Source organism: Janthinobacterium sp. 35, assembly GCF_002754575.1.
In the GTDB taxonomy this organism is placed as follows: Bacteria; Pseudomonadota; Gammaproteobacteria; order Burkholderiales; family Burkholderiaceae_D; genus Janthinobacterium; species Janthinobacterium tructae.
Map to the genome: position 1 here is coordinate 4,472,733 of NZ_PEFN01000001.1, position 25,885 is coordinate 4,498,617.

General features: G+C 61.5%; 29 protein-coding genes. 23 read left to right on the forward strand and 6 right to left on the reverse strand.

The genetic code is table 11. The features are described from left to right. Positions 1-32 precede the first annotated feature (32 nt). Together CLU93_RS19910 and maiA are read left to right on the forward strand one after the other, a co-directional pair. Positions 33-1,055, forward strand: coding sequence for a fumarylacetoacetate hydrolase family protein (locus CLU93_RS19910; protein ID WP_099763002.1), 1,023 nt, complete (start codon positions 33-35; stop codon positions 1,053-1,055). A 20-nt stretch (positions 1,056-1,075) separates the two neighbouring features. Next, complete coding sequence (gene maiA, locus CLU93_RS19915; protein WP_099764502.1) at positions 1,076-1,726, forward strand: maleylacetoacetate isomerase; 651 nt, start codon at positions 1,076-1,078, stop codon at positions 1,724-1,726. A gap of 27 nt (positions 1,727-1,753) precedes the next feature. Here maiA and CLU93_RS19920 read toward each other — a convergent pair whose 3' ends face one another. Next, a complete protein-coding gene (locus CLU93_RS19920; protein ID WP_257225029.1) occupies positions 1,754-3,493 on the reverse strand; it encodes a GGDEF domain-containing protein in 1,740 nt (579 codons plus the stop codon). Between the two features lie 265 nt (positions 3,494-3,758). On the opposite strand from CLU93_RS19920, the gene CLU93_RS19925 reads away from it, so the two are divergent. The 12 genes from CLU93_RS19925 (at position 3,759) to CLU93_RS19980 (ending at position 12,930) form a co-directional block, all read left to right on the forward strand. Continuing rightward, complete coding sequence (locus CLU93_RS19925) at positions 3,759-4,538, forward strand: uracil-DNA glycosylase (RefSeq protein WP_099763003.1); 780 nt, start codon at positions 3,759-3,761, stop codon at positions 4,536-4,538. A gap of 38 nt (positions 4,539-4,576) precedes the next feature. After that, positions 4,577-5,128, forward strand: a complete 552-nt coding sequence (locus tag CLU93_RS19930; protein ID WP_099763004.1) for an NADAR family protein — start codon at positions 4,577-4,579, stop codon at positions 5,126-5,128. Between the two features lie 189 nt (positions 5,129-5,317). Next, positions 5,318-5,794, forward strand: coding sequence for a Fe-S cluster assembly transcriptional regulator IscR (iscR, locus tag CLU93_RS19935; protein WP_034779566.1), 477 nt, complete (start codon positions 5,318-5,320; stop codon positions 5,792-5,794). 42 nt (positions 5,795-5,836) lie between these two features. Continuing rightward, positions 5,837-7,093: an IscS subfamily cysteine desulfurase gene (locus CLU93_RS19940; protein WP_099763005.1), complete on the forward strand. Its 1,257-nt coding sequence runs from the start codon at positions 5,837-5,839 to the stop codon at positions 7,091-7,093. 54 nt (positions 7,094-7,147) lie between these two features. Beyond that, positions 7,148-7,537, forward strand: a complete 390-nt coding sequence (gene iscU, locus CLU93_RS19945) for a Fe-S cluster assembly scaffold IscU (RefSeq protein WP_010399775.1) — start codon at positions 7,148-7,150, stop codon at positions 7,535-7,537. Positions 7,538-7,588: 51 nt separating this feature from the next. Beyond that, a complete protein-coding gene (gene iscA, locus CLU93_RS19950; RefSeq protein ID WP_010399774.1) occupies positions 7,589-7,909 on the forward strand; it encodes an iron-sulfur cluster assembly protein IscA in 321 nt (106 codons plus the stop codon). Positions 7,910-7,975: 66 nt separating this feature from the next. Continuing rightward, positions 7,976-8,491, forward strand: coding sequence for a Fe-S protein assembly co-chaperone HscB (hscB, locus tag CLU93_RS19955; RefSeq protein WP_099763006.1), 516 nt, complete (start codon positions 7,976-7,978; stop codon positions 8,489-8,491). 88 nt (positions 8,492-8,579) lie between these two features. Next, the gene (gene hscA, locus CLU93_RS19960) at positions 8,580-10,460 is read left to right on the forward strand and encodes a Fe-S protein assembly chaperone HscA (RefSeq protein WP_099763007.1); all 1,881 of its coding nucleotides are present in this window, start codon (positions 8,580-8,582) and stop codon (positions 10,458-10,460) included. A gap of 71 nt (positions 10,461-10,531) precedes the next feature. Then, positions 10,532-10,873 carry an ISC system 2Fe-2S type ferredoxin gene (fdx, locus tag CLU93_RS19965; RefSeq protein ID WP_035820570.1) on the forward strand — a complete coding sequence of 114 codons (342 nt, stop codon included), beginning with the start codon at positions 10,532-10,534 and terminating at the stop codon, positions 10,871-10,873. Positions 10,874-10,886: 13 nt separating this feature from the next. Then, positions 10,887-11,081 (forward strand): Fe-S cluster assembly protein IscX, encoded by a 195-nt coding sequence (gene iscX / locus CLU93_RS19970; RefSeq protein ID WP_070288776.1) that lies wholly within the window; start codon positions 10,887-10,889, stop codon positions 11,079-11,081. After that, entirely contained in the window at positions 11,068-11,985 is a 918-nt protein-coding gene (locus tag CLU93_RS19975) for a class I SAM-dependent methyltransferase (RefSeq protein ID WP_099763008.1), read from the forward strand. The genes iscX and CLU93_RS19975 overlap by 14 nt, the downstream gene beginning before the upstream one ends. 186 nt (positions 11,986-12,171) lie before the next feature. Further along, on the forward strand, positions 12,172-12,930 hold the full coding sequence (locus CLU93_RS19980; protein ID WP_099763009.1) for an rRNA pseudouridine synthase: 759 nt from the start codon (positions 12,172-12,174) through the stop codon (positions 12,928-12,930). Here the strand turns inward: CLU93_RS19980 and CLU93_RS19985 are convergent. The 5 genes from CLU93_RS19985 to CLU93_RS20005 all read right to left on the reverse strand — a co-directional run bounded on the left by CLU93_RS19985 (position 12,927) and on the right by CLU93_RS20005 (position 15,685). Continuing rightward, a complete protein-coding gene (locus CLU93_RS19985) occupies positions 12,927-13,355 on the reverse strand; it encodes a group III truncated hemoglobin (protein WP_099763010.1) in 429 nt (142 codons plus the stop codon). The two genes, CLU93_RS19980 and CLU93_RS19985, sit on opposite strands and share 4 nt — an antisense overlap. A gap of 63 nt (positions 13,356-13,418) precedes the next feature. Then, on the reverse strand, positions 13,419-13,961 hold the full coding sequence (locus CLU93_RS19990; RefSeq protein ID WP_099763011.1) for an RDD family protein: 543 nt from the start codon (positions 13,959-13,961) through the stop codon (positions 13,419-13,421). Next, positions 13,951-14,712 carry a DUF3106 domain-containing protein gene (locus CLU93_RS19995; RefSeq protein WP_099763012.1) on the reverse strand — a complete coding sequence of 254 codons (762 nt, stop codon included), beginning with the start codon at positions 14,710-14,712 and terminating at the stop codon, positions 13,951-13,953. Before CLU93_RS19995 ends, CLU93_RS19990 begins: the two co-directional genes overlap by 11 nt. A 2-nt stretch (positions 14,713-14,714) precedes the next feature. Then, positions 14,715-15,119 carry a DUF3619 family protein gene (locus CLU93_RS20000; RefSeq protein WP_034750051.1) on the reverse strand — a complete coding sequence of 135 codons (405 nt, stop codon included), beginning with the start codon at positions 15,117-15,119 and terminating at the stop codon, positions 14,715-14,717. Then, positions 15,116-15,685 carry an RNA polymerase sigma factor gene (locus tag CLU93_RS20005; protein WP_034750048.1) on the reverse strand — a complete coding sequence of 190 codons (570 nt, stop codon included), beginning with the start codon at positions 15,683-15,685 and terminating at the stop codon, positions 15,116-15,118. Before CLU93_RS20005 ends, CLU93_RS20000 begins: the two co-directional genes overlap by 4 nt. Positions 15,686-16,179: 494 nt before the next feature. On the opposite strand from CLU93_RS20005, the gene CLU93_RS20010 reads away from it, so the two are divergent. The 9 genes from CLU93_RS20010 (at position 16,180) to CLU93_RS20050 (ending at position 25,880) form a co-directional block, all read left to right on the forward strand. Next, complete coding sequence (locus tag CLU93_RS20010; RefSeq protein WP_099763013.1) at positions 16,180-17,910, forward strand: acetolactate synthase 3 catalytic subunit; 1,731 nt, start codon at positions 16,180-16,182, stop codon at positions 17,908-17,910. A 2-nt stretch (positions 17,911-17,912) separates the two neighbouring features. After that, positions 17,913-18,404: an acetolactate synthase small subunit gene (gene ilvN, locus CLU93_RS20015; protein WP_010399754.1), complete on the forward strand. Its 492-nt coding sequence runs from the start codon at positions 17,913-17,915 to the stop codon at positions 18,402-18,404. A 76-nt stretch (positions 18,405-18,480) separates the two neighbouring features. Then, positions 18,481-19,497: a ketol-acid reductoisomerase gene (gene ilvC, locus CLU93_RS20020; protein WP_096236700.1), complete on the forward strand. Its 1,017-nt coding sequence runs from the start codon at positions 18,481-18,483 to the stop codon at positions 19,495-19,497. A 95-nt stretch (positions 19,498-19,592) separates the two neighbouring features. Beyond that, the gene (locus tag CLU93_RS20025) at positions 19,593-20,042 is read left to right on the forward strand and encodes a hypothetical protein (RefSeq protein WP_143451773.1); all 450 of its coding nucleotides are present in this window, start codon (positions 19,593-19,595) and stop codon (positions 20,040-20,042) included. Positions 20,043-20,219: 177 nt separating this feature from the next. Further along, positions 20,220-21,446 (forward strand): MFS transporter, encoded by a 1,227-nt coding sequence (locus CLU93_RS20030; protein ID WP_099763015.1) that lies wholly within the window; start codon positions 20,220-20,222, stop codon positions 21,444-21,446. Between the two features lie 206 nt (positions 21,447-21,652). Next, on the forward strand, positions 21,653-22,408 hold the full coding sequence (locus CLU93_RS20035; protein WP_099763016.1) for an SIMPL domain-containing protein: 756 nt from the start codon (positions 21,653-21,655) through the stop codon (positions 22,406-22,408). Between the two features lie 102 nt (positions 22,409-22,510). Beyond that, a complete protein-coding gene (locus CLU93_RS20040; protein WP_099763017.1) occupies positions 22,511-23,278 on the forward strand; it encodes an SIMPL domain-containing protein in 768 nt (255 codons plus the stop codon). Positions 23,279-23,435: 157 nt separating this feature from the next. Further along, positions 23,436-24,287, forward strand: coding sequence for a CDP-diacylglycerol--serine O-phosphatidyltransferase (gene pssA / locus CLU93_RS20045; protein ID WP_099763018.1), 852 nt, complete (start codon positions 23,436-23,438; stop codon positions 24,285-24,287). Positions 24,288-24,335: 48 nt separating this feature from the next. After that, complete coding sequence (locus CLU93_RS20050) at positions 24,336-25,880, forward strand: 2-isopropylmalate synthase (RefSeq protein ID WP_099763019.1); 1,545 nt, start codon at positions 24,336-24,338, stop codon at positions 25,878-25,880. The last annotated feature ends 5 nt before the right edge of the window (positions 25,881-25,885 follow it).

The window sequence follows — 25,885 nt, forward strand, 5'->3', positions numbered from 1 at the left end:
CTCTCTGAAACAACCACCGAACAAGGAACACCATGAAACTCGCAACCCTGAAAAACGGCAGCCGTGACGGCGCCCTGATCCTCGTCAGCCGCGACCTGCGCCATTACCAGCGCGTGGCCGCCATCGCCCCCACCCTGCAGGCAGCGCTCGACAACTGGGACGCCATCGCGCCGAAACTGGAACAGGCCTACGCCGACCTGAATGCGGGCCAGGCGCCGGACGCGCAGCCGTTTGACGCCAAGCTGTGCCACTCGCCGCTGCCGCGCGCCTACCAGTGGGCCGACGGTTCCGCCTACATCAACCATGTGGAACTGGTGCGCAAGGCGCGCAACGCGGAAGTGCCGGCCTCGTTCTACACGGACCCGCTGATGTACCAGGGCGGCTCGGACAGTTTTATCGGCCCGCGCGACCCCATCTTCGCCCTGTCGGAAGAGTGGGGCATCGACCTGGAAGCCGAAGTGGCTGTCGTCACGGGTGACGTGGCCATGGGCGCCAGCGTGGACGATGCGGCGCAAGCGATTCGCCTGGTGATGCTGGTCAACGATGTCTCGCTGCGCAACCTGATTCCGGGCGAACTGGCCAAGGGTTTTGGTTTTTTCCAGTCGAAGGCGGCCAGCGCGTTTTCGCCCGTCGCCGTCACGCCCGATGAACTTGAAGGCCACTGGGCCGACAGCAAGCTGCATTTGCCGCTGCTGGTGGACTTGAACGACAAACCGTTCGGCAAGCCGAATGCGGGCGAAGACATGACCTTCAATTTCGCCCAGCTGGTGGCCCATGCGGCGAAGACGCGCGAACTGGGCGCCGGCACTATCGTCGGCTCGGGCACCGTGTCGAACAAGCAGGGCAACCTGTTCGGTTCCAGCATCGAAAATGGCGGTGTGGGTTATTGCTGCCTGGCCGAGGTGCGCATGTATGAAACCATCGAACACGGTGCGCCGAAGACGGCGTACCTGCAGTTCGGCGACACGGTGCGCATCGAGATGCGCGACGCGGCCGGTGCCAGCATCTTCGGCAGCATCGAGCAGACGGTCGCGCTGTACGCCGGCCGCGCCTGAAAGGACGCCCCGCCATGAGCATGAAGCTGTACACCTATTTCCGCAGTTCGGCAGCCTACCGCGTGCGCATTGCCTTGAATGTGAAGGGCATCGATTACGACAGCATTCCCGTGCACCTGCTGCAGGATGGCGGCCAGCAGTTGCTGCCGGCCTACCGCGCCGTCAACCCGTCGGCGCTGGTGCCGGCGCTCGATGACGACGGCGCCATCCTGACGCAGTCGCTGGCGATGCTCGAATACCTGGACGAAACGCGGCCAGCCGTGCCGCTGCTGCCGGCGGACGCGCTGGGCCGCGCCCGCGTGCGCGCGCTGGCGCTGGCGATCGCCTGCGATGCGCATCCGCTGACGAATCTGCGCGTCCTGAAATACCTGAAAAATACGCTGGGCCTGTCGGACGAGGCCAAACAGGAGTGGTACCGGCACTGGATGGCCGAGGGACTGGCCGCCGTCGAAGCGCTGCTGGCGCAGGGCGACCCGGCCGGCACGGGCCTGTTCTGCCATGGCGACAGCCCGACGATGGCCGACTGCTGCCTGGTGCCGCAAGTGTTCAATGCGCAGCGTTTCGCCATCGACCTGGCGCCGTACCCACGCGTGGCGCGCATCCACGCGCATTGTGCCGGCTTGCCGGCGTTTGCCGCCGCCCATCCGTCGCAGCAGCCTGACGCCGAATAGGGCATCAGGTCAACAAGGGGAGCAGGTTCAGCTCCACTCAACCCTGTCCCGTCCGCCATGTTTGGCGCGGTACAGGGCCTGGTCGGCGCGGATCAGCAGATCGGTCATGTTGTCCGCTTCCCGCCTGGTTGCTGCGGTCGATTGCGGCGTGTTGCATGTCACGCCGATGCTGATGGTCAGGCTGACCAGTTGGCCGTCATCGCATTCCACGCGCAAGCTGGCTGCCGCCAGGCGCAGGCGCTCGGCCGCTTCCAGCGCCACTGGCAGCGGCGTCTCCGGCATCAGCAGCACGAATTCCTCGCCCCCGAAGCGCGCCGCCGTATCCATGCCCCGTGTGATGCTGCGCAGTACTTGCGCGACGGCAGCGATGGCGCGGTCGCCCGCGTCGTGGCCATGGTCGTCATTGATGCGCTTGAAGTGATCGATATCGATCATCAGCAGCGACAGCGTATGGCCGAAGCGTTGGGCGCGTTCAAGCTCCTCTGTCAGCCGCAGGGTCATCATGCGGCGGTTCCCCAGGCCAGTCAGCGGGTCGGTCGTGGCTTGCTGCTCCAGCCGGGAGTTGGCCACCAGCAGTTCCAGGGTGCGCTGCAAGACCCGTTCCTCGAGCATGTCGCGCTCCGCATGCAGCGCCGCCACGCTGGCGCGGCGGCTGCGCTGGGCCAGTAGCAGGGCCGTGATCAGCGCCGCTTGCAGCGCGATCAGCGACAGTCCGGCGATGATCTGCCAGTGATATTGCGCCCATACACCCTGTGGCCGGTTCAGGATGCGCGACTCGCCGGGCAGATTGCGCAAGCCGAAACGCTGTACCGCGGCATCGTCGAAGATAGTTGCCTGCATGCCATCCGGGTTCGGCGTTTTGCCCAGCAGGATGCGCGCAATGGTGCGCCCCACTTTCTCTCCGCTGATGACATACCCGCCCACCACGCCGGGCAGTATCAGCGATTCCACGCTGGTGAAAATGGGCACGGCGCTACGCGAGGCCAGGTCGCGCGCCATGGCGGGCGGCGTGGTGCGCTGCCCCAGTTCGTCGCGATACACGGGCAGCAGGTAGATGGCGCTGCCCGGTCCCAGCGTGCCGGTGCGGCGCCACAACTCTTCCTGGCTCAGGTGATCCCAGAAGTCGACCTTGAGACGGTCCTGGTAGGGTGCGATGGCGGCGCGGATGGCGGCGATCCACGCCTGGCCGCGTGCGCTGCCGTCGCCGACGACTGCGATATGGCGCAGTCCTGGCGTCACTTGCAGCATGACGGCGATGGCCTTGCCGAAATCGTGGCGCACATCGAGATTGATGCCGTCGGCAGGCGTCCAGTCCTGCCTTCCCTGATTCACATAGTAGCGCGGCACGCCGGGAAACAGCTGCGGATGCTGGCTCAGGAACTGGGCCGCCAGGTAGTTTTCCGTGATGATGGCATCGAATTGCACCATCCTGTACTTGGTTTGCAGATAGGTTTCCAGCCCGGCGACGGCAGGCTGTTCGCCCACGCGTACGGAATCGAGCCGTTCCTCATAGATGCCGGGCGCGAGGTGCCAGTTCTCGTTGGCCAGTTCAGCGCTCATGCCCTTGTGGATCAGCGTTTGCCACTGCGAGGAGGCATCGCTGCCCAGCGAATACAGTACCAGCACTTGCCTTGGCGCAAAACGAGGTGCGCTGATCTCCGCCAGGTCTAGCGCATGGACGGGGGCGTTGCAGCATAGCCATAGCAGAAAGCTCAGGCAGGGCAGGCGTAGCGCGGCGCGCAATCGGATGAGGCAGGGACGTGGCATGGGCAGGGCAGTGTGTTGAGAACTTGCCCAGGCGCAATGAGCGTTAGTGGATCGAAGAAGCCGGCAAGCACTACATCTTGATGCGGCTCAAGTTCCAAGGAAACCAGTCTAGCATTGCCGGCCTCGATTGGCGCAGGTGGCGTGCAATTTTTGATACGGTTGTGGCGATATTGGTATTGCTGTGCAATGTGGGAATGGTGCCCATTCAACAACGCAGGCGTATCGGTGCGCTACAATTTGCGTTTGCCCCAATACTTCACGCCTCATGACCGCAACCACCGTTCCTGCCAGCATCATCGATGCCCTGTCCCTGGCGCATGCGTCCTGGCGTCCCATCCTGCTGCGCGGCTTGCACGCCGTGATGGTGGCCGATCCCGCCTACCTGCCGGCGCTGGCCGCCGATGATTATCTGCCCACGCAGGGCCGGCTGTTCGCCGCCTTTGCCCTGCCGCTGGCGCAGGTGCGCCATGTGCTGGTGGGCGAGGGGCCGTATCCGCGCGCCGACAGCGCCACGGGCGTGTGCTTCATGGATGGCGCCGTCGGCAGTTTATGGTCGGCCACGGGGCTGTCGAAACCCGTCAACCGCGCCACGTCCCTGCGCAATTTCATGAAGATGCTGCTGGTGGCCGATGGCCAGTTGCAGGGTGGTGACACGTCCGGCGCGGCCATGGCGCCCGTGGCGGCCGCCGCGCTGCAAGCCGGCAGCGGCGTGATCCAGACCCTGCCCGACTTGCAGCGCAAGATGACGGAGCAGGGTTTCTTGCTGCTCAACGCGGCGCTGGTGTTCCGTTCCCACGTGCCGCCCGTGCAGGATGCGCGCGGCTGGCTGCCCTTCCTGCAGGTGGTGCTGGAAGCGCTGGCGCAGCAGGGCGGGACGGCCTTGCCGCAGCTGGTGCTGTGGGGCAAGATTGCCGAGCTCATCAAACGCCTGCCGGTGGCGGCAATGCTGCCGCAGGTGACGGCGGAACATCCGTATAATCTGTCCTTTATCGGCAACAGCGACATGCAGGCCTTGTTTGGCCCGATGCAACTGTTGCGTGCTTGAGATTGAATCATCGCCTGTCTGGCGGAAGTGCGGGGAATATGCAAATCAGTAATGTGGAAGAATTGAAGGCGTGGATAGCGGCGGGCGGCGTGCCCGACTATCTGTATTTCTGGGGACACACGCCGGCGCAGCCGCAGGTGCCCGATAAAAGTTGCTTCAGCCAGTGGTTTCCGTCGCCGTTTAGCCTCGCCGGCGTGACGTATGCGACGGCCGAGCACTACATGATGGCGCAAAAGGCGGCCCTGTTTGGCGATACCTCGGTGCAGGCGCGCATCGTCGCAGCCGGGCGGCCGTCGGAAGTGAAGAAGCTGGGGCGCGAAGTGGCCAATTTTGACGCCAAGGTATGGGAAGCGGCGCGCGCCGGCATCGTCTTCGATGGCAATTTTGCCAAGTTCTCGCAAAGGGCCGCGCTGCGCAAGTTTCTGCTGGGAACGGGCGAACGCGTCATCGTCGAAGCCAGTCCCGTTGACCGCATCTGGGGCGTGGGCCTGGCGTCGGACAATTCGCGCATCCTGGACCCCGCCACCTGGGACGGCTTGAACCTGCTGGGTTTTGAACTGATGAAAGTGCGCAGCGCTTTACGCGCCTGAGCCCTGCTGTTGTTTTCCTGATGCCGCCGCGCCTGGCGCGGCCGGCTATGCCCCTGCCAGCCCTGTGGTCATCGAGGGGCGCTCTGACAAACCCCGCCGAATTTGTTATACTTGACTAAATCATTCAACTACTCAGGGTTTGAGAAGTTGAAAAGCCGCAATATTTTAAACTAGTTGAACCGAGGATGTATGCGTCTGACTACAAAAGGCCGTTTTGCCGTGACTGCAATGATCGATCTTGCCCTGCGCCAGGGCAAGGGACCGGTCACCTTGTCCGGCATCAGCCAGCGCCAGTCGATTTCCCTGTCCTACCTGGAACAGCTGTTCGGCAAGCTGCGCCGCCATGAGATCGTCGAATCGATCCGTGGTCCGGGCGGCGGCTACAGCCTGGCGCGCCGTGCCGACAAAGTAACGGTGGCCGACATCATCATCGCCGTCGATGAGCCGCTGGACGCCACGCAGTGCGGCGGCAAGGAACATTGCCACGGCGCCGACGCGGCCACGGGTGCGCGCTGCATGACGCATGAGCTGTGGTCCACACTCAACGAAAAAATGGTCGATTATCTGGATTCTGTGTCCTTGCAGGACCTGGTCGACCAGCAGAGACAAAAGATTGCCGAGCAAAGCGTGATGGTGATGCACCGTAACCACGCCGCCCTCGGTTGATAAATACAAAATACTAAGTTGCTGATTGCATTGGAGTTATTGATGAACGCCCCTGAAAAAAACGTAGGCCAAGTGCACTTTGAAACCGCACCGCATTTCCCGATCTACATGGATTACTCGGCCACCACGCCGATCGATCCACGCGTCGCCGACAAGATGATTCCTTACCTGCGCGAGCAGTTCGGCAATCCGGCATCGCGCAGCCACATGTATGGCTGGACGGCGGAAAAAGCCGTGGAAGAGGCACGTGGCTACGTGGCGGCCCTGGTGAACGCCGATCCGCGCGAAATCATCTGGACTTCCGGCGCGACGGAAAGCAACAACCTGGCCATCAAGGGCGCGGCGCAGTTCTACAAGACCAAGGGCAAGCACATCATCACCGTCAAGACCGAGCATAAATCGGTGCTCGACACGGTGCGCGAACTGGAACGCATCGGCTTCGAAGCGACCTATCTGGAACCGCAGGACAACGGCCTGATCACCGTCGAGCAGCTGGCTGCGGCCGTGCGCCCCGACACCATCCTCGTGTCGGTGATGCTGGTGAACAACGAAATCGGCGTGATCCAGCCGATCGACGAGATCGGCGTGTTCTGCCGCTCGAAAGGCATCATCTTCCATTGCGACGCCGCGCAAGCGACGGGCAAGGTCGTCATCGACCTGCAAAAGACCAAGGTCGACCTGATGACCTTCACGGCGCACAAAACCTACGGCCCGAAAGGCGTGGGCGCCCTGTACGTCTGCCGCAAGCCGCGCGTGCGCCTGGAAGCGCAGATGCACGGTGGCGGCCATGAGCGCGGCCTGCGCTCGGGCACCCTGCCGACGCACCAGATCGTCGGCATGGGCGAGAGCTTCCGCATCGCCAAGGAAGAAATGGACAGCGAAATCGGCCGCATCAAGGCATTGCGCGACCGCCTGGCCAAGGGCTTGCAAGAGATCGAAGAAGTCTACATCAACGGGGACATGGAGCACCGCGTGCCGCACAACCTGAACGTCAGCTTCAACTACGTTGAAGGCGAGTCGCTGATCATGGCGATCAAGGACATCGCCGTGTCGTCCGGTTCGGCCTGCACCTCGGCCAGCCTGGAACCATCGTACGTGCTGCGCGCCCTGGGCCGCAGCGACGAACTGGCGCACAGTTCGATCCGTTTCACCATCGGCCGCTTCTCGACCGAGGAAGACATCGACTTCGCCGTGAACCTGCTGAAATCGAAAGTACACAAGCTGCGCGAACTGTCGCCGCTGTGGGACATGTTCAAGGACGGCATCGACATTAATTCCATCCAATGGGCCGCGCACTAACCAACACCCTGACCTCGTGAATGGGGCCGGCAAGAATATTTAAGGAGCATCAAAATGGCTTACTCGGACAAAGTACTCGATCACTACGAAAACCCGCGCAACGTGGGCGCTTTCGACAAGGGTGATGACACCATCGGCACCGGCATGGTGGGCGCGCCTGCCTGCGGCGACGTGATGAAACTGCAGATCAAGGTCGGCGCCGATGGCCTGATCGAAGACGCGAAATTCAAGACCTATGGCTGCGGTTCGGCCATCGCGTCGAGCTCGCTGGTGACCGAATGGGTCAAGGGCAAGACCCTGGACCAGGCGCTGGCCATCAAGAATACGCAGATCGCCGAAGAACTGGCCCTGCCACCAGTGAAAATTCACTGCTCCATCCTGGCGGAAGACGCCATCAAGGCGGCAGTGCTGGATTACCAGACCCGCCATCCAGTAGCAGCTTAAACGTTGGCAGCCCGCCCCAGCCGCAAGGCCGGGGCAGTTGCGGAGAAATACATGATCACACTGACCGAAAAAGCGGCGAAACACATCAACCGTTATATCGAACGGCGCGGCAAGGGCATGGGCTTGCGCTTTGGCGTGCGCACCACGGGCTGCTCGGGCCTGGCTTACAAGCTCGAATATGTCGATGAAGTGGCGGCCGAAGACAGCGTCTTCGAATCGCACGGCGTGAAGGTCTTCGTCGACCCGAAAAGCTTGCCTTACATCGACGGCACGGAACTCGATTTCGCGCGCGAAGGCTTGAACGAAGGCTTCAAGTTCCACAATCCGAACGAAAAAGACGCCTGCGGCTGCGGCGAGTCCTTCAGGATTTAAACAGCTGGCAAGACCCCGGTCGGTGCGCTGTACCCATCGATTGCGGTACAGCGACCACCGACCATTATGCAAAATCACTTCGAATTATTCCAGTTGCCGGCGCAGTTCGGGCTCGACATGAGCGCGCTCGACTCTGCCTACCGCGACGTGCAGGGCAAGGTCCATCCGGACCGTTTCATCAACGCCAGCAGTGCTGAAAAGCGCGTGGCGATGCAATGGGCCACGCGCGCCAACGAAGCCTATCAAACCCTGAAAAGCCCGCAAAAGCGCGCGCAATACCTGTGCGAACTGAATGGCGTCGATTTGCAGACGGAATCGAACACGGCCATGCCCGTCAGCTTCCTGATGCAGCAGATGGAGTGGCGCGAGGAACTCGGCGATGCGCGTGCCGGCAAGGATGCCGATGCGCTCGACGCCCTGGACCGCCAGCTGCGCGGCGAACGCAAGGCGCTGCTGGCCCAGGTGGCGGCCCAGCTTGACGCCGGCGACTATGTGAATGCCGCGCAAAGCGTGCGCGCCCTGATGTTCCTCGACAAATTTGGCGAGGAAGTCCGTTTTGCATACGAAGCCATGGAAGCCTGACTGACCAAGCGCCAGTCCGGCGCGCGTCTTATAATGCGCGACAGGCATCAGCAGCACCACGCACAAAATTAATCGAGGCACGAATACAATGGCACTTCTGCAAATTTCCGAACCAGGCATGTCGACCGCGCCGCACCAGCACCGCCTGGCCGTCGGCATCGATCTGGGCACCACCAATTCCCTGGTCGCCACCGTGCGCAACAGCATTCCCGAGGTGCTCAACGACGAAGACGGGCGCTCCCTGCTGCCTTCCGTCGTGCGCTACCTGCCGAACGGCCATGCGAACATCGGCTACAAGGCCCTGTCTGCGCAAACCACCGACCCGAAGAACACCATCGTGTCCGTCAAGCGCTTCATGGGCCGTGGCCTGGCCGACATCGCCTACGCGGAAAACCTGCCCTACGACTTCCAGGATACGCCTGGCATGGTGCAGCTGAAAACCGTGGCCGGCGTGAAAAGCCCCGTCGAAGTGTCGGCGCAAATTCTCGCCACGCTGCGCCAGCGCGCGGAGGATTCCCTCGGTGACGACCTGGTGGGCGCCGTGATCACCGTGCCCGCCTACTTTGACGATGCGCAGCGCCAGGCGACCAAAGATGCGGCGCAGCTGGCCGGCATCAATGTCTTGCGCCTCTTGAGCGAGCCGACGGCCGCCGCCATCGCGTATGGCCTCGACAACGCCTCCGAAGGCGTGTACGCCGTGTATGACCTCGGCGGCGGCACCTTCGACATCTCGATCCTGAAACTGAGCAAGGGCGTCTTTGAAGTCTTGTCCACGGGCGGCGATTCGGCCCTGGGCGGCGACGATTTCGACCGCCGCCTGTTCTGCTGGATCAGCGAGCACGCCAAACTGGCGCCGCTGTCGGACGAAGACACGGCCATCCTGATGGTGAAAGCGCGCGAAATCAAGGAAACGCTGTCGACCAAGTCGGAAACGATGATCGACGCGGCCCTGAACTCGGGCGAAGAAATCCACCTGCGCATCACGGCGACGGAATTTGCCGCCATGACGCAGCACCTGGTGGGCAAGACCATGAATGCCATCAAGAAAGCCTTGCGCGACGCGAACGTGGATGCGGACGACGTCGACGGCGTGGTGATGGTGGGCGGCGCCACGCGCATGCCGCACGTGCAGCGCGCCGTCAGCGAATTCTTCCACACGACGCCGCACGCGAATATCGACCCGGACAAAGTGGTGGCGCTGGGCGCGGCCATCCAGGCGAACTTGCTGGCTGGCAACCGCGCCGCCGGCGACGACTGGCTGCTGCTGGACGTGATCCCGCTGTCGCTGGGTATCGAAACCATGGGCGGCCTGGTGGAAAAGATCATTCCGCGCAATTCGACCATACCGTGCGCGCGTGCGCAGGAATTCACGACATTTAAAGATGGCCAGACGGCGCTGGCCGTGCACGTGCTGCAGGGCGAGCGCGAACTGGTCAGCGATTGCCGCTCGCTGGCGCGCTTTGAACTGCGCGGCATTCCACCGATGGTGGCGGGCGCCGCGCGCATCCGCATCACGTATCAGGTCGATGCGGACGGCTTGCTGTCGGTGTCGGCACGCGAATTGCGCTCGGGCGTGGAAGCGTCGATCAGCGTCAAGCCGGCGTATGGCCTGGGCGACGACGATATCGCGCGCATGCTGCAGGATTCGTACACCTCGGCCGACGTCGACATGGTGGCGCGCGCGCTGCGCGAAGAACAGGTGGAAGCGGAGCGTATCCTGCTGGCCACGCAGTCGGCGCTCGATGAAGACGGCGGCTTGCTCGACGATGCCGAGCGCGCCACCGTGGATGGCTTGATGAACAAGGTGCGCGACGCCATTGCGCAATCGCAAAGCGGCGCCATCGACCACCAGGCATTAAAACTGGCGATCGAGGCGCTGGCCGACGGCACCGAGGATTTTGCCTCGCGCCGCATGGACCGCAGCGTGCGTACTGCTCTGAAGGGCAAATCGCTCGACCAGGTTGTTTAAAGATAACTGAAATGCGCGCCGCGTGCACTTGCCGCGGCCGCGCTCCGAATGACAGACTGAAAGAAGAAACCATGCCCCAAATCGTTATTCTGCCGCACGCCAAGCTTTGCCCGGACGGCGCCGTCATCGAAGCCCCGGCCGGCAAGTCCATCTGTGACATCCTGCTGGAAAACGACATCGACATCGAGCACGCCTGCGAAAAATCGTGCGCCTGCACCACCTGCCACGTGCTGGTGCGTGAAGGCATCGAATCCTTGAACGAAGCGACGGAACTGGAAGAAGACATGCTGGACAAGGCCTGGGGCCTGGAAGCCGTGTCGCGCCTGTCGTGCCAGTCCATCGTGGCCGACGCCGACCTCGTCGTCGAAATCCCGAAATACACGATCAACCAGGTCAGCGAAGGCAGCCACTAATATGGCAACTAAGATGAAATGGTCCGACATACACGCGATCGCCGAGGCTTTGTTCGACGCGCATCCGGACATCGATCCCCTGACCGTGCGTTTTACCGACCTGCATAACTGGGTGGTGGAACTGGACGGCTTCGACGATGACCACACGCGCGGCGGCGAAAAAGTGCTCGAAGCGATACAGATGGCGTGGATCGATGAAGCGCGCTAAGGGCGCGGCAGCCGCCGCCACCGCAGCCGTTGCGCCGAAAGACGTCATCACGGCCGCCAGCAACATGCCCGAGATCAAGGATGGCCAGTCGGTCGCCTTGCTGCAGGAATTGCACATCCTGACGCGCGACGGCAAGATGAACCAGGACAGCCGCCGCAAGCTCAAGCAGGTGTACCACCTGACGCAGTTCATCGAGCCGCTGCTGCGCGAAGTGCAGCTCGACCACCCCGGTGTCTCCTTGGTCGACCACGGCGCCGGCAAGTCCTACCTGGGTTTCATTTTGTACGACCTGTTCTTCAAGAACGGCAACGACGGTTCGCACATCTACGGCATCGAGACGCGCGAAGAGCTGGTGCAGCGCTCGCAAGAGCTGGCGAAGAAATTCAAGTTCCCCGGCATGTCGTTTTTGCCGCTGTCCGTGGCCGAATCGACGGAGTCGAACCTGCTGCCGCAACAGATCGACATCGTCACGGCCTTGCATGCGTGCAACACGGCTACCGATGACGCCATTCACTTCGCCCTGAAGAAAAAGGCGAAGTTCATGGTGCTGGTGCCGTGCTGCCAGGCCGAAGTGGCTTCCGTCCTGAAGAAGAACAAGGGCAAGAGCCTGGGCAAGAGTGCCTTGACGGAATTGTGGCGCCACCCGCTGCACACGCGCGAGTTCGGCAGCCAGATCACCAACGTGCTGCGCTGTCTGCAGCTGGAAGCGCACGGCTACCAGGTCAGCGTGACGGAGCTGGTGGGCTGGGAGCATTCGATGAAGAATGAGCTGATCATCGCCAGCTATAAAAACTTGCCGCGCCAGCGTCCGACGGAGCGCCTGCAGGAAGTGCTGCAAACGCTGGGCCTGGAAGAGATGGGGCACCGCTTCTTTGCCGAGGAACTGGCCAAGGCGCAGGCCTGATTGTTGGATTACGCGTTCCGCTAATCCAACCTACCAAAGCCGCCACCGCCGCGCAGGTCGGGTGGGTCGGATTAGCGTAGCGTAATCCGACAACCACCGGGCAATCAGCAACAACGTCAACAAGAGGGGAGGAGCGGGTCGGTTACAATACCGGCTTTCTCCTCCTCTTGCTTTTTGCGCCTCCCCATGACCACACCACACGAAATGCCCACCGTCCGCCTGGCCAAGCGCCTGTCTGAAGACGTACCCTGTTCGCGCCGCGAGGCCGAGCTGTATATCGAGGGCGGCTGGGTTACGGTCGATGGCGTGCTGGTGGAAGAGTCGGGCGCGCGCGTGGCTGACAATCAGGCGGTGGTGCTGCTGCCGAACGCCACCCTGGAAGAAATGCCGCCCGTGACGATTCTGGTGCACAAGCCGGCAGGGATCAATGGCGGCGTGGGCAGCGAAGGCAAGCCGGCCCTGAGCTGTTTGCGTCCCGAAGAGCTATTCACACCCGAAAACGTGCTGCCCAGCGCCGTCACGCGCTTCCTCAAGCGTCACCTGATCGGCCTGACCATCACCAATCCGCTCGACACCATGGCGTCCGGCCTGCTGGTGTTCACGCAGGATTTCCGCGTCGCCCGCAAGTTGGTCGACGAAGCGAAAACGGTGGAGCAGGAATTCATCGTGGAAGTGTCGGGCGCCATCGCGGAAAACGGCCTGGCGCTGCTGAATCACGGCTTGCCCTTCAATGGCAAGCCTTTGCCGCCGATCAAGGTCAGCTGGCAGAATGAAACGCGCTTGCGCTTCGCCCTGAAAAACGTGCAGCCGGGCCAGATCGCCCATATGTGCAAGATGGTGGGACTGGAAGTGGTCGCCATGAAGCGCTTGCGCATCGGGCGCATCCCGATGGGCGCCATGCCCGTGGGGCAATGGCGTTACTTGCAGGGTTACGAACGATTTTAAAGCTGCGGCGCCACGATGGTGTGGCTTTCTGCAAAACTTTTCCATAGCCGTTCGGCAATATTCAAGGCGATGGTATCGGCCTTCTCTTGCAGGGCCGGGTTGCCCATGCTCTCGGTCGTGGCGAAGAACAGGGTCAGCCAGCGGCGGAACATGCACGGCGTCAGGTGTTCCATTTTCGCGTGCTGGGCCAGCGGCTTGCCGTGGTAGCGCATGGTGCCGCGCAGCAAACCTGACCAGAAATCGACCAAGGTTGCCAGGTGGGCATCCCAATCCTTGACCTCGGCGGCAAAGATGGGGCCCAGCATGGCGTCATCGCGCGCGGCCGCATAAAAGGTGTGGACGAGGTGCTTGACGTCGTCTTCGCTGCAGACTTCCTCGCGGTAGGGAGCGAAGCGTGTGTGGGGGAGGGGGGCGGGATTATTCATGGCATGCCATGATCTCAGAGCCCCCGCGGCGCTTCAATGACCCAGGTCAAGCCGCGTAAAAACTCAGGCGGCGACTTTCTTCGACTTCTTCGCGGGGGCGGGCAATTGCACGATCTGCGTGCCCGCCAGCTTGTCGTGCAGGAATTGTCCATTGCCCGTCAACAGGGCCGTGGCCGACCAGGCCAGAATGCCCACGCCGATGGCGCCCAGGGCAGTCCAGTGCTGCAAATCGAATGCATACGACACCAGCAGGGCCGGCAGCAGCCACATCCATGACAGGATGTAGCGGAAGGCGGCCACGCGCAGCGGCACGTGGGCGTGGCCCGCCAGCACCAGTTGCAAACGCCAGGTCTTCATGGCCAGTGTTTGCCCTTCGCGGCTCCATTGATGGATGAAATACGCACCCATGACGAGGAAGGCCAGGCACTGGCGCATGTGTTCCGTCAACGGCGTATGCGCGCCTTGCACTACCAGCTCGAATATCAGGAAAGGCAAGAACAGCACGGCCAGGGCCAGCAGCGATTCGTACACCATGGAAATCAGGCGGCGCTTGATCGTGGGATGGGTGATGCTGGCGGCAGGCGTGCTAGTGGTGCTATTTGGCATTGGTAGTCAGTGGGGCAGGCGTGGCAGGTGGCGTGACGGGCACGGTGGCGGGGGCCGCGGCAGGATCGCTGGCCGGCACGGTGGCCGCTGCGGCAGCGGGCGGCAGGACGGGCGCGGCGACGGCAGGCGCTGTTGGCATGGCCGGTGGCACGATCACGGGCGGTTTGCTCGTATTCGAATTGATTGCAGGCACCTTGCCCAGCGGTTTTTTCGGCACCAGTTCCGTCGCCAGCTTTTTCTTTTGATCTTCCGGCAATTGCTGATATTGCTCCCACTGCGCGGTTTTTTGACCAGGATCAATCTTCTTCGTGCGCGTATAGTTTTCGCGCACCAGGCGGCGCTGTTCCGGCGTCAGCTTGATCCATTCGCGCATGCGTTCATGCACGCGGTTTTGTTCGTCGGGCGACATGGACGCAAAGCGGCTGGCGATATCGAGCCATTTCTGCTTGCGCAGCGGTTCCAGCTTGTTCCATTCGCCCGCCAGCGGCTGCAGCGCTTGCTGCTGCGCGTGCGACAGCTTGTTCCAGGAAGGGTTGTCGCTGGCCTTGGGCGGCGTGCCGCCTTTGCCGGCCGTGCGCGGCGAGCCGGGCTTGACGGCCGGCGCCGGCGCCACCACGGACGCTGGCGCCACGGCAGTGGTCGCGGGTGCAGGATGTTGTTGCGCGCCTACCCAGGCGGCGCCAGCCAGGGCGCAGGCGCCCAGACCGATGCCGCCAGCCAGCCAGCCTTTGCGTACGCTCAAGCGTGCCATGCTTATTGCTCGCGTTTCGTCAGGTAGGCGTTGAAGCCGTGGTCCATATAGGCCGAGAGCGGCAATTCGTCCGACAGCACGGCGGCGTCGATTTCTGCCAGTTCGGCAATATGTTGTTCTTGCTCAAACTGATAGATGCCCACCAGGCCGCCGACCAGCAGCAGCAGGGGGATGATCACGCTCATGCGGCCCAGCCACGACAGCGGTTCGACAAACAGGCTGCTGGCGACGCCGGCGAACACGTTCTGGCGCACGGCAACGGCGGCGGGCGCGTCCGCCTTCTTGCGCGACAGAGCCAGCTTGCGTGCCGCTGCCAGGCGATCGGTGGCCGATGCGGGCAGGTCGTCGAGTTTTTCGTTCAGTGCATGGCGCACTTTGTAAGCGAAATTGAGATCGTCGGTGTTCATAATTTTATTCCCTTGGCTTTCAGCGATTCGGCGAGCGTGTGGGTAGCTCTAGAGCAATGTGTTTTCACGCTACCTTCGGAGCAACCCATCGCTTCCGCTGTTTCAGCCACATCCATGTCCTGCCAGTAACGCATGAGGAAGGCTTCGCGTTGACGTGACGGCAGTTTTTGTACCTCTGCATCAATCAAATCAAGCATTTGCGCGCGTTCGACCTGGTCGGCCGACGATTCGGCAGCGCTCGAACCCTGTTCCGATTCATACGTGTCAAGTATATCAAAATCTTCATGCTCGTCGCCCGAGGGCTTCATGCCGGAGAACAGGCTGACCCAGGTGTTGCGGACTTTTTCACGGCGGAAATAATCAAGGATGGTGTTTTGCAAGATGCGCTGGAACAGCATCGGCAGCTCGGCGGCCGGCTTGTCGCCGTACTTCTCGGCCAGCTTGATCATGGCATCCTGCACGATGTCGAGTGCCGATTCTTCTTTGCGGACCGCGTAGGCGGCCTGCTTGAAAGCGCGCCGCTCGACATTTTCTAGAAAGTCGGATAATTCTTTGTCTGTTGCCATGCGGTATGGGGATCTTAGCGGGCTGCGGGGCGGTGGGCGAATTGGGGCGGGTATGCTTTTTGCAACCCCGTGCATGCTAGCAAAAAATGTGCATTTCCGCAGGGTTTTTGCACGTCGTGCGAGCAAAAATGCAGCGGGGTTGACATTTTCCTTGACCATAATGGTGCAACGCGATAACGTATGGGACGCTTTGAACACCCCAAAGCTCTATGGTCAGGTCGCGACCGGCACACAAGGCCATCCGCGGCAAGACGCGCTTTCATTTGTAGGCAGTTTGTTCTAACCCGTGCCACAAGCGCGAGCGGTTCGTACAGGCGCCACAGAAACTCCGGCCAAACGAGTTGCGTTAAGCGTTGTTTTGTAAGGTATCTATGGGTGCCCAAAGAAATGGCGTGACCGCATGAAAAGGGAAGCAGGAGCACTGTCGCGCACAGCGAACTTCGTCAGGAAAGAACATCCGATCAATCTCCAATGGACCTTGAAAGGAATGTTTCATGAATACCGAAGCAGCAGCAGGACCAATTACCGGCGCAGAAATTGTCGTGCGCTGTCTGGCTGAAGAGGGCGTCGAGCACGTCTTTGGATACCCGGGCGGAGCCGTACTCTACATCTACGACGCCATCTTCCAGCAAAACAAATTCCAGCATATCCTGGTACGCCACGAGCAGGCCGCGATCCACGCCGCCGATGCCTATTCGCGCAGCTCGAACAAAGTCGGTGTCGCCATCGTCACGTCCGGTCCGGGCGTCACGAATGCCGTCACGGGCCTGTCGACCGCGTACATGGACTCGATTCCCATGGTGGTGATCTCCGGCCAGGTGCCGAGCCACGCCATCGGACAGGATGCGTTCCAGGAATGCGACACGGTCGGCATCACGCGCCCCGTGGTCAAGCACAACTTCCTCGTCAAGGACGTCAAGGACCTGGCAGCGACGATCAAGAAAGCCTTCTTCATCGCCCGTACCGGCCGTCCGGGACCCGTGCTGGTCGATATCCCCAAGGATATCAGCATGCACAAATGCCATTTCGACTATCCGAAGGAAGTCGAGATGCGTTCCTACCGTCCCGTCGACAAGGGCCACTCGGGCCAGATCCGCAAGGCCGTGCAGCTGTTGCTGCAAGCCGAACGCCCGATGATCTACACGGGTGGCGGCGTCATCCTGGCGAATGCGGCTCCCGAGCTGAACAAGCTGGTCGACCGCCTGGGTTTCCCGTGCACCAACACCTTGATGGGCCTGGGCGGCTACCGCGCCTCGAGCGAGCAGTATGTCGGCATGCCCGGCATGCACGGCACCTACGAAGCGAACATGGCGATGCAGAATTGCGACGTGCTGATCGCCATCGGCGCCCGTTTCGATGACCGCGTGATCGGCAACCCGAAACATTTCGCCTCGCATCCGCGCAAGATCATCCACGTGGACATCGATCCATCGTCGATTTCCAAGCGCGTCAAGGTCGATATTCCCATCGTCGGCAACGTCAAGGACGTGCTGATCGAGTTCCTCGCGCAACTCGACGCGGCCGAAGCCAAGCCGAACGTCAATGCGCTGAGCAACTGGTGGAAGCAGATCGCCGAATGGCGTGGCCGCGAATGCCTGAAATACCCGACTTCCGACCTGGTCATCAAGCCGCAATCGGTGGTGGAAAAAGTCTTCCAGATCACCAAGGGCGACGCTTTCATCACCTCCGACGTGGGCCAGCACCAGATGTGGGCCGCGCAATATTATGGTTTCGACAAGCCGCGCCGCTGGATCAATTCCGGCGGCCTGGGCACCATGGGTGTCGGCTTGCCGTACGCCATGGGCGTGCAGATGGCCAATCCGGACGCCACCGTTGCCTGCATTACCGGCGAGGGCTCGATCCAGATGTGCATCCAGGAACTCGCCACGTGCAAGCAGTACCACCTGACGCCGAAGATCATCATGCTCAACAACCGTTTCCTCGGCATGGTGCGCCAGTGGCAGGAAATCGATTACGGTTCGCGCTATTCCGAGTCGTACATGGATTCGCTGCCCGACTTCGAAAGGCTGGCGGAAGCCTATGGCCACGTGGGCATGAAAATTGAAAAGCCGGGCGACGTCGACGGCGCCCTGAAAGAGGCGTTTGCGATGAAAGACAGGCTGGTATTCATGAATTTCATTACCGACCAGTCCGAAAACGTGTGGCCCATGGTGAAAGCCGGCAAAGGCCTGTCCGAAATGATGCTCGGTTCGGAGGATCTCTAATCATGCGCCATATTATTTCTGTCTTGCTGGAAAACGAAGCGGGTGCCCTGTCGCGCGTGGTGGGCCTGTTCTCGGCACGCGGCTACAACATCGAAACCTTGACCGTGGCGCCGACGGAAGACTCGACCCTGTCGCGCATGACCATCGTCACCAGCGGCTCGGACGACATCATCGAGCAGATCACCAAGCACCTGAACCGTCTGATTGAAGTGGTGAAGGTGGTGGACCTGACCGAAGGCCAGCATATCGAACGCGAGTTGATGCTGATCAAGGTTCGTGCCGTGGGCAAGGAGCGCGAGGAAATGAAGCGCACCGCCGACATCTTCCGTGGCCGCATCATCGATGTCACCGAAAAGACGTACACGATCGAACTGACCGGCAACAAGGTCAAGCTCGACGCGTTCATCGATTCGATCGACCGCGCCGCCATCCTGGAAACCGTCCGCACGGGTGGTTCCGGCATCGGCCGCGGCGAACGCATCCTCAAAGTATAAAAGCACAGACGCAGCACTACGCGGCCCACGGGCCGCATTTAAAACAACAACGCATCATCAAATTATAGGAAATACCATGAAAGTTTTTTACGACAAAGACGCTGACCTCTCCTTGATCAAAGGCAAAAACGTTGCCATCATCGGCTATGGTTCGCAAGGCCACGCGCACGCACAAAACCTGAACGATTCGGGCGTCAACGTCACCGTCGGCCTGCGCAAGGGCGGCGCTTCGTGGACCAAGGTCGAGCAAGCTGGCCTGAAAGTAGCGGAAGTCAACGACGCCGTGAAAGCGGCCGACGTCATCATGATCTTGCTGCCAGATGAAAACATCGCTCAGGTCTACAACGAAAACATCGCCCCGTTCGCCAAGCAAGGCGCCGTACTGGCCTTCGCCCACGGCTTCAACGTGCATTATGGCCAAGTCGTGCCACGCGCCGATCTGGACGTGATCATGGTCGCGCCGAAAGCCCCGGGCCACACCGTACGCGCCACCTACACCCAGGGCGGCGGCGTACCCCACCTGATCGCCGTGTACCAGGACAAATCGGGCATCGCCCGCGATATCGCCCTGTCGTACGCCTCGGCCAACGGCGGCGGCCGTGCCGGTATCATCGAAACGAATTTCCGTGAAGAAACCGAAACGGACTTGTTCGGCGAACAAGCCGTGCTGTGCGGCGGTGCCGTGGAACTGATCAAGGCCGGTTTCGAAACCCTGACGGAAGCCGGTTACGCGCCTGAAATGGCGTATTTCGAGTGCTTGCACGAACTGAAACTGATCGTCGACCTGATCTATGAAGGCGGCATCGCCAACATGAACTACTCGATCTCGAATAACGCCGAATACGGCGAATACGTGACCGGTCCTAAGGTTGTGACCTCGGCCACCAAGGATGCGATGCGTCAATGCCTGAAAGACATTCAAACGGGCGAATACGCGAAGAGCTTCATCCTGGAAAACAAGGCAGGCGCACCGACCCTGATCTCGCGCCGCCGTTTGACGTCCGAGCACCCGATCGAAGAAGTGGGCGCCAAACTGCGCGCCATGATGCCTTGGATCGCCAAGAACAAGATGGTTGACCAGTCGAAAAACTAAGCAGCTATCGTAGCAACTATCGTTCTTCACAAGAAGCCGGCGCAAGCCGGCTTTTTTCATTACAATCAGGGCCATTCAACCATACCGTGAGCACCATGCTTGTTTTTTCTAAAGTTTTTGTCGGCAATCTTCATGTGGTCAAGCGCCCCGTCTCCGTTGCCATCAGCTGCTGGTTTCTGGTCCTCGGCTCGCTGTCAGCACTGGTGTCGTCCTACCTCGGCCGCAACGATCCCGCCATGCTGGCCGGAATGGGGCACAGCGTGATTTCCGCCGAGGTGCAATACGCGATTTTTCTTTTCAGCCAGGGCATTACCCTGGTGGCTGCGCTGGCCATGCTGCAAAGGCAGCGTGGCGCGCGCACGGTGTATCTGGTGTGGGGCGTGATCGACATTGCGTTCTGCCTGGCGACCTTGCCGCTCAAGATGCACGTCTTGCCTGGCGCGCTACTGTTCGCCGTCATCTGCGCCTTGCTGTACAGTCCAAAATCGAATGCCTGGTTTTCGCCACGCAAGGCGGCCAATGATGCCTGCATGACGCCAGCTTGAGCACGGTTGTTTGAGCACGCACGCTGTTGGTGCGTTTGCTTTACAATTCCGCCCTTCCTTTGCAGTTTCCTATGGACTGCATCTGTTTCGGTATCTGCCGACCGCAACGCGCATCACCGCTTTTGTCGCACGCCAGGCGCTAATTGATCAGCCGCTTGCGCAAGTAGAAGGACCCCCATGACTGACCGTATCACCGCCACGGCGCCCTCGCAGGCTGCTGTTGACTCTTCCATTCCTATCCTGGCCTTGCTGGCCCTGGCCATGACGGCGTTCCTTGCCCTCCTGTCGGAAACCTTGCCGGCCGGCTTGCTGCCGCAGATCGCCCAGGGCCTCGGCATTTCCGAAGTCATGACGGGCCAGCTGGTGACCGTGTACGCCATCGGCTCCATCCTGACGGCGATTCCCCTGACGGCGCTGACCAGCACCTGGCGCCGGCGCAATGTCTTGTTGCTGGCCATCATCGGCTTCCTGATCTTCAATACGGCGACGGCCCTGGCACCCAACTATATGGTTGCACTGATCGCGCGCTTCGTGACGGGCATGGCCGCCGGGCTGGCCTGGGGCTTGATGGCAGGCTATGCGCGCCGCATGGTGCGTCCCGAGCAGCAGGGCAGGGCGATGGCCATTGCCATGATCGGCACGCCGCTGGCCTTGTCGCTGGGCGTGCCGCTGGGCACCCTGATGGGCGGCGTGCTGGGCTGGCGCAGCATCTTTGGCATCATGTCCGGCCTGGCCGTGGTGCTGGTCGCGTGGGTGTTGCTGGTCGTGCCCGATTATCCGGGGCAAAAGCGTGGCGAACGCCTGTCGATCCGCCAGGTGTTCGTGACGCCGGGCGTGCGGCCGATTCTGTTTGTGATCGTCGCCTGGATGCTGGCGCATAACATTCTGTATACCTATATCGCGCCGTTCCTGGCGCCGTCCGGCTTGCGCCCCCGCGTCGACCTGGTGCTGCTCGTGTATGGCGTGGGTTCGCTGGCCGGTATCTGGCTGGTCAGCCAGCTGATCGACCGCTGGCTGCGCCCGCTCGTGCTGGGCTGCATCGCCGCCTTTGCCCTCGTGGTGGTGGTGCTGGGGCTGGCGATGGATTCCCCCATCGTCATCTATGTCAGCATGGCCATCTGGGGCATCACCTTCGGCGGCGCCGGCACCTTGCTGCAGACGGCGTCGGCGGACGCGGCCGGCGATGGCATGGATGTGGCGCAAGCGATGGTGGCGACCATCTGGAATGTGGCCATCGCGGGCGGCGGCCTGGCGGGCGGCATGCTGCTCGACGGCTATGGCGCGGCATCGTTCCCGTGGGCCATGCTGGCCTTGCTGCTGGTGGCATTGACCATCGCCTGGCGCGCGCACCGCCACAGTTTCAAGCCGGGCCGGCGCAGCGGTGGCGCGGTGATTGGCCACTAATAACATTGTTATTTATGATCACAGTGTGTTGAAATGTGAGCAGATGTGACTGCCAAGCGCATTTTGTGACGATTTGTTAATTTGCGCCACGGGAATGAATGAGGCGTTAGAATCTACACAGTTTGACAAGTTTCTCAGGCGAAAGGGATGGAAAAAGCGTCCCTTTCGCGGGCTGTCAGCCATATTAACTACCTAGGAGTACCCCCATGACCGTGATGAAATCCATCCTTGTTGCTGCCGCAGCCACCGTTGCCCTGAGCGCACAAGCGCAAACCTTGCCAACTTCCGGCACCCTGGTGGTCGTCCCCGCATTTGGCGAAGTCAAGCATGTCAATGACCAGGTGGTCGCTACCCTGGCCATCGAAGAGCAGGACAAGGACAAGGCTGCCGCCGCGTCGAGAGTCAACCAGAAGATGAACAAGGGTATCGCCATCGTCAAGCAGGCTGACCCGTCGGCAGCGCTGAAATCGTACGGCTACTACACCTATCCCGTGTATCCGGAAGAGCGCCCATTGCCAGCCGGCGCTGTCGCCAAGCCACGTTTGCCAACGGCCTGGAGAGTCGGCCAGTACCTGGAAGTGACGACGGCCAACCTGGCGTCCTTGCCAAAAACCGTGTCGGCGGCGCAAGGCGTGCTGACCCTGAATGGTTTGAATTTCGGCCTGAAGCCGGAAACCATCCGCCTGCTGGACGACCAGCGCATTGCCGCCACGTACAAAAACCTCAATGAGCGCGTGGCCGCCATCGCCAAGGCCATGGGCCGCAATGTGTCCGACGCCGTGCTCGATACGGTGGACTTCGAAGGTTCGGGCAACTACGCCACCGAAAGCCGTCCTGCTGCCGCACCGATGATGATGCGCAGCGCCAAGATGGCCGAAGACAGCACCGTCGCCGAACCGAGCTTCGAACCGGGCGAAACGACGCTCGACATGCGTGTCGTCGGCAAGGTCAAGTTCAAGTAAGCACGCCAGCGTGGAAATATTTCCGCATTAGCATGTGTTAAAAAATCATGGGGCTGTTGGCCCCATGCTCGTTTTTGCCCCATTATTTTCCAGGAGAACACCATGACCGTCATGAAATCGATGCTGGCTGCTGCCGTTGTTGTTACTGTCGCTACCGTTGCCCTGAGCGCACACGCCCAGACCTTGCCCACCTCCGGCACCCTCGTGGTGGTGCCCGCGAATGGCGAAGTGGTGCATGCGAACGACCAGGTGACCGTCACCCTGGCCATCGAAGAGCAGGACAAGGACAAGGCCGCCGCCGCCTCGCGCGTGAACCAGAAGATGAACCAGGGCGCGGCCATCGTCAAGAAAGCCGATCCGCAAGCCGTGCTGAAAACCCAGGGCTACTACACGTACGCCGTGTACCCGGAAACGGCGCCCCTGCCGCCCGGTGTCGCCGCCAAACCGCGCGTGCCGACCAGCTGGCGCGTAGGCCAGTACTTGCAAGTGACGACGACCAATCTGGCCGCCTTGCCGAAAACAGTTTCCGCAGCGCAAGGTGTGCTGACCCTGAATCGTTTGAACTTCGGCCTGGCGCCCGCCACCGTCCGCAAGCTCGACGACCAGCGCATCGCCGCCGCCTACAAGAACCTGAATGAACGCGTGGCCGCCATCGCCGGCGCCATGGGCCGCAATGTCAATGAGGCCGTGATCGACACCATCGATTTCGAGGGTTCGGGCAACTACGCGCAGCGCGTCAGCGTGACGGGTGCGCGCAACATGAGCGCCGACTCCATGGGCTATGGCGGCAACCAGGTGGCCGAACCGAGCTTTGAAGCGGGCGAAACGACCCTGAACATGGGGCTGGTGGCGAAGATCCGCTTCAAATAAAGCTTGAATCGGCGTCAATATTGCCAGCTTGACGCCGCCGCGCTTTTCTTTGGCGGCAGCTCCTCTATAATGGCAACATCGGCAGGCGCATGCCGCGAGACGAATGCGCCTGCCATCTGGCACCGAATCCCCCGCAGTACACAAGATATGGAACAACATGGCAAACTTCCCCCGTCGTAGAGGCAAGAACGGCACTCCCGCAGTCTCCAAAGCGTCCCGCTTCAGCAAATTCGTGCGCCAGCCGGTGAACGAGGGTACTGGCAAGAAAACCTTGCGCCGCCGCGGCATCTACTTGTTGCCGAATGCCTTCACGACGGCAGCCCTGTTTTGCGGCTTCTACGCCATCGTCATGGCCATGAACCAGAAATTCGAACATGCAGCCTGGGCCATCTTCATCGCCATGATCCTCGACGGCCTCGATGGCCGCATCGCGCGCCTGACGAATACGCAGAGCGAATTCGGCGCCCAGTACGACAGCCTGTCCGACATGGTCTCGTTCGGCGCCGCGCCCGCGCTGGTGATCTATGAATGGTCGCTGCGCGGCATGGGCAAACTGGGCTGGCTGGCCGCCTTCGTGTATTGCGCCGGCGCCGCCTTGCGCCTGGCCCGTTTCAACACGAATATCCAGGTCGTCGACAAGCGCTTCTTCCAGGGCTTGCCCAGCCCGGCGGCGGCGGCCATGGTGGCCGGCTTCATCCTGCTGATGAACGACCTGGAATTTGCCGGCAACCAGCTGGCCTGGGTTTCGTGGACGATCGCCCTGTTCGCCGGCCTGACCATGGTGACCAACGTGCCGTTCTACAGTTTCAAGGATGTGAATTTCCGCAAGTCCGTGCCCTTCATCGTGGTATTCCTGCTGGCACTGTTCTTCGCGCTCATTTCCATCGATCCGCCGAAAGTGCTGTTCCCGATTTTCGTCGCCTATGGCCTGTCCGGCTACGCCGTGTTTTTCTGGCGCATGGCGAAGGGCAAGCCCGTCAGCATCATCCAGACCGACCCCGAGCATTAAGGCGCTGAGTCGGTAGCGTCGCCAGTCTTCAGCCAGCCAGGAGCAGCCATGAACACCAGCAACCGACTCATCATTTTTGACACCACCTTGCGCGACGGCGAGCAATCGCCGGGCGCCTCCATGACGCGCGAGGAAAAGCTGCGCATCGCCAAGCAGCTTGAGCGCATGAAGGTCGACGTGATCGAAGCGGGCTTCGCCGCCGCCTCGCAAGGCGACTTCGAGTCGATACGGGCGATTGCCGGCGCCGTGCGCGAGTCCGTCATCTGCTCGCTGTCGCGCGCCAACGACCGCGACATCGCGCGCGCCGCCGAAGCGCTGGCACCTGCCGAACGCAAGCGCATCCACACTTTCATCGCCACCTCGCCCCTGCACATGCAGATGAAGCTGCGCATGACGCCTGAGCAAGTGCTGACGCAGGCGCAGAACGCCGTGCGCTACGCGCGCCAGTTCACGGACGACATCGAATTCAGCCCCGAAGACGGCAGCCGCTCCGACGAAGATTTTCTGTGCCGCGTGCTCGAAGCCGTGATCGCCGAGGGCGCCACCACCATCAATTTCCCCGATACGGTCGGTTATGCCGTGCCTGAGATCTTCGGCAATACCATCAAGCGTTTGCGCGAACGCATCCCGAACTCGGATAAAGCCATCTGGTCTGTCCATTGTCATAACGACCTGGGCCTGGCCGTGGCCAATTCGCTGGCCGGCGTCATGATCGGCGGCGCGCGGCAGATCGAGTGTACCGTCAATGGCCTCGGTGAGCGGGCCGGCAACACGGCGCTGGAAGAGGTGGTGATGGCGCTGCGCACGCGCGCCGCCTATTACAATTTGACGGTCGGCATCGACACGACGCAAATCGTGGCGGCCTCCAAAATGGTGTCGCAGATCACGGGCTTTGCCGTGCAGCCGAACAAGGCAGTGGTCGGCGCAAACGCCTTTGCGCACGCGTCCGGCATCCACCAGGACGGTATTTTAAAGGCGCGCGAGACGTATGAAATCATGCGCGCCGAAGACGTGGGCTGGACCGCCAACAAGATCGTCCTCGGGAAATTGTCGGGCCGCAATGCCTTCAAGCAGCGGCTGCACGAGCTGGGCATCGCGCTCGAATCGGAGGCGGAAGTCAACGCCGCCTTCCTGCGCTTCAAGGAGCTGGCGGACCGCAAATCCGAGATTTTCGATGAAGATATCATGGCCCTCGTCAGCGAAGAACAGCAGGCGCAGGAGAGTGAGCACTACCGTTTTATTTCCCTGACACAGCAATCGACGACGGGCGCCGTGCCCCACGCGCGCGTGGAATTTCTTGTCGGCGGCGTGCAGCGCAGCTGCGAAGGGCAGGGCGACGGCCCCGTCGACGCCACCGTCAACGCCATCGAAAGCGCGGCCGCCAGCGGCGCGGAGCTGGTCTTGTTCTCCGTCAATGCCATCAGCACGGGCACGCAGTCGCAGGGCGAAGTCACCATGCGATTGTCGCGCGACGGGCGTATCGTCAATGGCGTGGGCGCCGACCCCGACATCATCGTCGCGTCGGCCAAGGCGTATTTGTCGGCGCTGAACAAGTTACATGCCAAGGATGAGCGGATCGACCCGCAGCCTTAGCCATG

Bases quoted from the DNA above. Each gene is read 5' to 3' on its own strand.
- ilvN (WP_010399754.1), top strand. From the start codon at position 17,913: ATGCGCCATATTATTTCTGTCTTGCTGGAAAACGAAGCGGGTGCCCTG.
- maiA (WP_099764502.1), top strand. From the start codon at position 1,076: ATGAAGCTGTACACCTATTTCCGCAGTTCGGCAGCCTACCGCGTGCGC.
- hscA (WP_099763007.1), top strand. From the start codon at position 8,580: ATGGCACTTCTGCAAATTTCCGAACCAGGCATGTCGACCGCGCCGCAC.
- pssA (WP_099763018.1), top strand. From the start codon at position 23,436: ATGGCAAACTTCCCCCGTCGTAGAGGCAAGAACGGCACTCCCGCAGTC.
- CLU93_RS19925 (WP_099763003.1), top strand. From the start codon at position 3,759: ATGACCGCAACCACCGTTCCTGCCAGCATCATCGATGCCCTGTCCCTG.
- CLU93_RS19990 (WP_099763011.1), bottom strand. From the start codon at position 13,961: ATGCCAAATAGCACCACTAGCACGCCTGCCGCCAGCATCACCCATCCC.
- CLU93_RS20000 (WP_034750051.1), bottom strand. From the start codon at position 15,119: ATGAACACCGACGATCTCAATTTCGCTTACAAAGTGCGCCATGCACTG.
- CLU93_RS19985 (WP_099763010.1), bottom strand. From the start codon at position 13,355: ATGAATAATCCCGCCCCCCTCCCCCACACACGCTTCGCTCCCTACCGC.
- iscX (WP_070288776.1), top strand. From the start codon at position 10,887: ATGAAATGGTCCGACATACACGCGATCGCCGAGGCTTTGTTCGACGCG.
- iscR (WP_034779566.1), top strand. From the start codon at position 5,318: ATGCGTCTGACTACAAAAGGCCGTTTTGCCGTGACTGCAATGATCGAT.
- fdx (WP_035820570.1), top strand. From the start codon at position 10,532: ATGCCCCAAATCGTTATTCTGCCGCACGCCAAGCTTTGCCCGGACGGC.
- CLU93_RS19920 (WP_257225029.1), bottom strand. From the start codon at position 3,493: ATGCCACGTCCCTGCCTCATCCGATTGCGCGCCGCGCTACGCCTGCCC.
- CLU93_RS19930 (WP_099763004.1), top strand. From the start codon at position 4,577: ATGCAAATCAGTAATGTGGAAGAATTGAAGGCGTGGATAGCGGCGGGC.
- iscA (WP_010399774.1), top strand. From the start codon at position 7,589: ATGATCACACTGACCGAAAAAGCGGCGAAACACATCAACCGTTATATC.
- CLU93_RS19980 (WP_099763009.1), top strand. From the start codon at position 12,172: ATGACCACACCACACGAAATGCCCACCGTCCGCCTGGCCAAGCGCCTG.
- CLU93_RS20035 (WP_099763016.1), top strand. From the start codon at position 21,653: ATGACCGTGATGAAATCCATCCTTGTTGCTGCCGCAGCCACCGTTGCC.
- CLU93_RS20050 (WP_099763019.1), top strand. From the start codon at position 24,336: ATGAACACCAGCAACCGACTCATCATTTTTGACACCACCTTGCGCGAC.
- CLU93_RS20040 (WP_099763017.1), top strand. From the start codon at position 22,511: ATGACCGTCATGAAATCGATGCTGGCTGCTGCCGTTGTTGTTACTGTC.
- CLU93_RS19995 (WP_099763012.1), bottom strand. From the start codon at position 14,712: ATGGCACGCTTGAGCGTACGCAAAGGCTGGCTGGCTGGCGGCATCGGT.
- CLU93_RS20010 (WP_099763013.1), top strand. From the start codon at position 16,180: ATGAATACCGAAGCAGCAGCAGGACCAATTACCGGCGCAGAAATTGTC.
- CLU93_RS20030 (WP_099763015.1), top strand. From the start codon at position 20,220: ATGACTGACCGTATCACCGCCACGGCGCCCTCGCAGGCTGCTGTTGAC.
- CLU93_RS20005 (WP_034750048.1), bottom strand. From the start codon at position 15,685: ATGGCAACAGACAAAGAATTATCCGACTTTCTAGAAAATGTCGAGCGG.
- iscU (WP_010399775.1), top strand. From the start codon at position 7,148: ATGGCTTACTCGGACAAAGTACTCGATCACTACGAAAACCCGCGCAAC.
- CLU93_RS19910 (WP_099763002.1), top strand. From the start codon at position 33: ATGAAACTCGCAACCCTGAAAAACGGCAGCCGTGACGGCGCCCTGATC.
- CLU93_RS19975 (WP_099763008.1), top strand. From the start codon at position 11,068: ATGAAGCGCGCTAAGGGCGCGGCAGCCGCCGCCACCGCAGCCGTTGCG.
- ilvC (WP_096236700.1), top strand. From the start codon at position 18,481: ATGAAAGTTTTTTACGACAAAGACGCTGACCTCTCCTTGATCAAAGGC.
- hscB (WP_099763006.1), top strand. From the start codon at position 7,976: ATGCAAAATCACTTCGAATTATTCCAGTTGCCGGCGCAGTTCGGGCTC.
- CLU93_RS20025 (WP_143451773.1), top strand. From the start codon at position 19,593: ATGCTTGTTTTTTCTAAAGTTTTTGTCGGCAATCTTCATGTGGTCAAG.
- CLU93_RS19940 (WP_099763005.1), top strand. From the start codon at position 5,837: ATGAACGCCCCTGAAAAAAACGTAGGCCAAGTGCACTTTGAAACCGCA.